Raw genomic sequence first — 4,440 nt, 5'->3', positions numbered from 1 at the left:
GCTCCCACCTGGTGAGCCGAGCCACCGCCGCGTCAGGGCCGTCTCCGGCCGATCAACCGATTCCGATGCCGCCGCCGAACATGACGCTCAGCCACTTCAGGAACGCCTCGAACGCGACGGAAAAGTCAACACCTGCAGAACCCATGAAATATTCAACTCCTCGTCTCTGTGTTGCCAACCACGGAATCGTCGATCCCGCTTACTCACATATCGCCCGCGAGCACCTCCGATGTTTCATAAAATCCGAAATAAGTTGAGCTTTTCGAACTGGACGAAAGACCACTTCAATTGGACGATCGCTCAAAATATGGAAATGGACGACTGCTCAGAATCGGAAAACTCTCCGTCAATTCGAGGAGTGGGATAAATTTCGGCTTTGACGGTGTCGTAACGAGGCCGTGGCGCCGAATGAAAATCCTTACCCGCCGCGCCGCAACGGAATGCGTTCCCGGGGCGATACAGAGGCCGGGGGTGGGACGGAGTGGGGTGGCCGCGCGTCGACAGTGACGGATCCCTGGAATCAAGAAAGTACGAGTGCTCGGTATGAACATGTTCTGGATGGTCGCGGCGTTGGTCGTGACGTTGCTGGTCGTTGCTCTGTCTCTCGCGGCGGCGGTCGCCGCGGACGCGCGGTCCCGGCGCTCGGGCCGTCAGCTGGCCGCCCGGCGGGCCGCGGGCGCCGGGTCCGGGCCGCGGGCGGGGGTGCTCATCGCGGACAAGGTGCCTGCGGGTCGGGATTGGCCCCGGGTCGCGACCCGGGCGTGGGCGATCTGCGGCGCGGCCTCGGGAATCGCGGTGGCGTTCGTCGGCGTGCTGATCCTCGTGGGGTGAGAACGGCCCTCCCGCCGCACGCAGGCCGTTTCCGGGTGGCTGGGCACTGAACGGGACACTGCGGCCTGGAAACCGGTGGCGAAGATGTTGATCCGCGTCGGGCGACCCGCCACGGCCGCTTACGCTCAGCGCATGGGGAAGAAGCTTCCCGCCGATCAACGTCGCAGGCAACTGATCGAGGCGGCGTTGACGATCGCGGCAGAGCAGGGGATCGCCGCGCTGACGGTGCGCCCCCTCGCCGCCGCGGCCGGGGTTTCGATGGGGGTGGTGCACTATCACTTCACCGACAAGGACACCCTCCTCACCCACCTCGGGCAAACCCAGATTCTGCAGGTTAATGAGGGAATGCGGGCGGCGTTCGGGCAGTACACCGAACCCGGTGGGCTGTCGGGGACCGCGGCCCTCGAGGATTTACTGCGCGCCGGAATCCGCGGGCTGTGGCCGATCATCGAAGCCACCCCCCACCGCCAGTTGTTGACCTTCGAGATCACCGCGCACGCGTTACGGCAGCGCAGCGCCGGCAACGTTGCGGCCGGGGCGATCGCCCAGCAGCAGTACGACATCATGGACACCGAGACCGTCGCGTTTCTCACCCTCTGCGCCAGCCGCGCCGGTGTCGAGTGGGTGACCCCGGTCGATCAGGTCGCCCGGTTCGCGCTCGCGGGCATGAACGGGCTGGTGTTGCGCTGGCTCGTCGACCGAGACAGCGATGCCGCCCTCACCGCCCTCGATGACCTGGTACAGATTCTCGCCACCAAGGCTCGCGAGCCCTCACCCACGGTGTAGTCGGCGCCGCGCCATATCCGCAACACCTCCTCAGGGAACGAGGTGAGCACGGAACGACGGGGCGGGCTTCACCACCGGATCCCCGCCACGGCCACGGCGATCGCGGTGGTGAGACCGAAACCGGTGACGCACGCCCACACGAGACTGCTCTAGGCGGACCCGACCAACACACCCATCGGTACCGCCACCCCGGCCACCGCGGAAGACGCCGGCACCAGGACGGCAGATCTCCTGACCGCAGCCGACACCACAGCAAACCGATGGCACTCATTGTGCTGCGCCAGCACCCCGGACCTGGACCGGCTCGACCGAGAGATCATCGACGAAGACCAGGCGCCCGTCGTCGAGCACTACAGCCCATCGGCGCACCGGGCACAAGATCGATCCCGGCCTCGTGGGCGGGGCCCGTAGGCACACGCGTGGAAGATCAGGGCTGTGGGACCTCGACGTGATCGGGGAGCTTGTCGCGCATCTGGTCCAGTTGCTGCTCGATACGGTCGACGGCGCTGTCGTTGTTGAGGACGGTGACCATCCCGGCGGCGAAGGCGATCGAGATGACGATCGCCAGCGCGCTCAGCACCAGGCCGGCGATCGCGACACCCTTGCCGGTGATCCCCACCCGGCGGGCCGCCCGCAGCCCGAAAACCCCGAGGACCAGCCCGACGATCCCCAGGACCAGCCCGACCGGGGAGAGGATCACGATCAGCACACACACGAAGGCCGCCACCCCGAACGCGAGCGCGAACGCGGCGGCCGCACTGGTCCGCGCGGGCTTGGTCACCACCCGCTGCTCCTCGACCGCGACGGGACGGTTGTGGACTCCGGGTTCCACTCGGCGCGGATCGTCCTCACGTTCCGGTCCGGTTAATGGTCTGCTCATCGCTTGCCTCCGTGTCGGAATCAGCCTCTGCCCGGTCATCTCTCGTTCGGACCGGGCAGGGCGCGTCCCGCTTGTCGAGCGGTGTCCCGTGGAGGAAGCTTGCCCAGATCGGACCGTTCCCAACCCGGAAGAGGCCCGCGCCGTCGAATGTCCTCCCGTACGGGGGACATACCGGCAGGACATTTGGCCGACCTCCTCGAAATCCGCCTCGAGGAGGTCGGCGGCCGACCGCGGTGAGTCACGCGGACCTGGGGCACGGACGCGGCCGGAGACCGCTGTCCGCAGGTGGTCCTGCGCGTGACCGGCGGGGTCAGCCGAACGCGCAGCGGCAGCGGTCGATCATGTACCGGGCCCGATTCGGGAAATCGGTGTCCCTCCGGCCAGGCGAGGACCTCACCGAGCACGTCGAGGGTGGTCAGCCACCATCCCATCTCCTCGACACCGTCTCGCCGGTTCTCGCACATCTGGGTGAAGACCAGCACCGACTTCCGCTTGGTCAGAGATCCAATACCCTGATCGATCACAGGACAAATCAGAAAATCCGTATACCGAAGAATAATAAATCTGTGTCTGCGAACAAACATCTGACGTGTGCGGCAACCACGCAGCTGATTCTTCATGCGAGGAGACACTGTAAATGGTCACGCCCGCAGCGAGTGGCCGCGTAACGTTGCTCGGCCGGGTTTACGCGCACACCACCTTTGTCAACGCCGCGCACTCAGTGCGTAGTTGGTCATACGTTCGGGGACCACACGACCGAGTGTCGAATGGTGTCGAACGACAAATGATGACCTTGGCCCCTGTTTCGGCCGGTGCGGTCCGGATGATGCTGGACACGTCGGAATGTGCTCCGACCAGGACAGGACAGCATGGACTTGCGGCTGGAACAGGCGGATGGGCACCTGACCACCGGGGAGTGCCTGGGTCTTCTGCGGTCGGTCGCCACTGGCCGATTGGTCTACACCGACGATGCGCTCCCTGCAGTGCGACCGGTCACCTTCGCTGTCCCGGACGGGGAGATTGTCATCCCAACCGATGACAATCCTTGGTTCGACCGTTTCGATGGCACGGTTCTGGCTCTGGAGGCGGGGTCTATCGCGTCGTCGACCCGTGCAGGTTGGACGGTTCTGGCCATTGGCCGATCCCGGCTGCTTCACGGCACCGGCAACCTCGACGGGTTTGACGATCCCGCCCGAGCGCCGTGGAGTGATGACCCCGGTGCCCGTTACCTCGTGATCGACATCGGACGTCTCAGCGGCTATCGAATTACCCTGCTCCGTCCGGCAGGCGATCACCGCTGAAGCTCGACCGGATGGTCAACCCTCCTGAGTCGAATCAACGACTCCGCCCTTTCCGCACGCCGAAGAAGATGCTCAGGACCAGTGAGACAACCAAAGCCAACCGCTCAGGGTGTCGATCCCGGACCGTCCGTCCGGTGTCGGTCGTCGTATCTGCGGCGCGCCGTTCGAGCGCTTCTCGTGGGCGACAATTGCCTCCTGCCAATCCCGGGCGCTCACTTCATCGTCGTGGTCCAAGACTGGCGGTGGCACCCGAGCCGGGCACCGATCTGTGCCCACGGCACTGCCCTGGCCACAGCGTCCGTTAACGCTCGGCCGATAGGGTCGTCGGCCTGCTCTTCCGAAGGCGGCGACGTCAAGGTCGGCGGGGGTCGTCGCTGAGTTGCCCGCGCCGGTCCTCCGGTTTGTCGCGGTGCGGTTGTCTCCACCAGATGACTGTGGTCGTAGACGGTGGGATCCGCTGCCGCACGCACCCCATCCGACACGCACGCCATCCAGGAACGGGAGTGCAGTGCCCGGCGACCGCACATACGAACCGGTAGGTTCTCCGCGGTGGCCACCATCCTCGACGACACCAGGACGACCCGGGCGCAGCGGACGGCGGGCCTGGTCGGTCATCACTACCGGGTCACCGACTTCTACGAG

The 4,440-nt window shown here is 65.7% G+C and carries 4 protein-coding genes; 3 read left to right on the top strand and 1 reads right to left on the bottom strand.

Annotated features, from left to right (window positions below; genetic code table 11):
* The first annotated feature begins 543 nt into the window (after positions 1-543).
* Both ACFTZB_RS43405 and ACFTZB_RS43400 read left to right on the top strand, forming a co-directional pair.
* Positions 544-831: a hypothetical protein gene (locus ACFTZB_RS43405; protein WP_378441848.1), complete on the top strand. Its 288-nt coding sequence runs from the start codon at positions 544-546 to the stop codon at positions 829-831.
* A gap of 132 nt (positions 832-963) precedes the next feature.
* Entirely contained in the window at positions 964-1,617 is a 654-nt protein-coding gene (locus tag ACFTZB_RS43400) for a TetR/AcrR family transcriptional regulator (RefSeq protein ID WP_378441846.1), read from the top strand.
* Positions 1,618-2,044: 427 nt separating this feature from the next.
* Here the strand turns inward: ACFTZB_RS43400 and ACFTZB_RS43395 are convergent, their stop codons facing one another.
* Complete coding sequence (locus ACFTZB_RS43395; RefSeq protein WP_378441844.1) at positions 2,045-2,497, bottom strand: DUF4190 domain-containing protein; 453 nt, start codon at positions 2,495-2,497, stop codon at positions 2,045-2,047.
* Between the two features lie 869 nt (positions 2,498-3,366).
* Between ACFTZB_RS43395 and ACFTZB_RS43390 the strand changes: the two genes are divergently transcribed.
* Positions 3,367-3,798, top strand: a complete 432-nt coding sequence (locus ACFTZB_RS43390; RefSeq protein WP_378441842.1) for a pyridoxamine 5'-phosphate oxidase family protein — start codon at positions 3,367-3,369, stop codon at positions 3,796-3,798.
* The last annotated feature ends 642 nt before the right edge of the window (positions 3,799-4,440 follow it).

The organism is Rhodococcus sp. NPDC057014 (genome assembly GCF_042673295.1).
GTDB lineage: Bacteria > Actinomycetota > Actinomycetes > Mycobacteriales > Mycobacteriaceae > Rhodococcus_F.
This window is presented reverse-complemented; position numbering and strand designations above follow the sequence as displayed.